This is a genomic window from Bradyrhizobium sp. MI1.10 (genome assembly GCF_055811035.1).
Genome location: NZ_JBVVPN010000149.1, coordinates 1 through 805 on the forward strand (window position 1 = coordinate 1; position 805 = coordinate 805).

General features: G+C 63.4%; 1 pseudogene. It reads right to left on the reverse strand.

Annotated features, from left to right (window positions below):
- Positions 1–805, reverse strand: a pseudogene (locus tag AC0L3K_RS40660) (IS3 family transposase); the annotation flags it as partial.

The following is an 805-nucleotide window of genomic DNA, read 5'->3' on the forward strand; positions in this document are numbered from 1 at the left end:
TACGCCAAGTGGCGCGGTTGGAGCAACGGACGATCGGCGGAGCTGGTCGGGGTTGCGTAGCCGATCGTCCGTTGCGGTGAGGTGGGCGGCATAAGCCGCGGGGGTCATGTATTTCAGCGACGAGTGAGGCCGCTGAAGATTGTAGTCGGCAACCCAATTGGCGATCTTGGCGCGGGCGTCGTCGAGATCGAAGAAGAGAGTCTCGTTGAGCAGCTCGTCACGCATCCGGCCGTTGAAACTCTCGACGAAGCCGTTCTGCATCGGCTTTCCCGGTGCAATGAAGTGCCAGTCGATGGCTGCGTCCCTGCACCAGGCGAGCATGGCATTGCAGGTGAACTCGGTGCCGTGGTCGGACACGATCATACCTGGCTTGCCGCGTCGTTCGACGACGGCCGTCAGTTCGCGAGCGACGCGTCGTCCTGAGATCGATTTATCCGGAATGGCGCCCAGACATTCTTTGGTGACGTCGTCGACGATGTTGAGGATGCGGAAGCGCCGACCGTTGGCGAACTGGTCGTGGACGAAATCCAGCGACCAGCGCGCGTTGGGCATCGCCTCGACTAGGATCGGGGCACGGGTCCCCACGGCGAGCCCGCCGCTTGCGGACGGTAAACCCTTCTTCCCGATAAAGCCGGTAGATCCGGTTGATCCCCGATGGCTCACCCTCCCGCCGCAGCAGCACGAACAGCCGGCGGTAGCCGAAACGCCGCCGCTCGTTGGCAAGGTCACGCAGCCGGCCACGGAGAGTCGCGTCCGGAGGACGGCTGGAGCGATAGCGGATCATCTTCCGATCCGCTCCGACAAT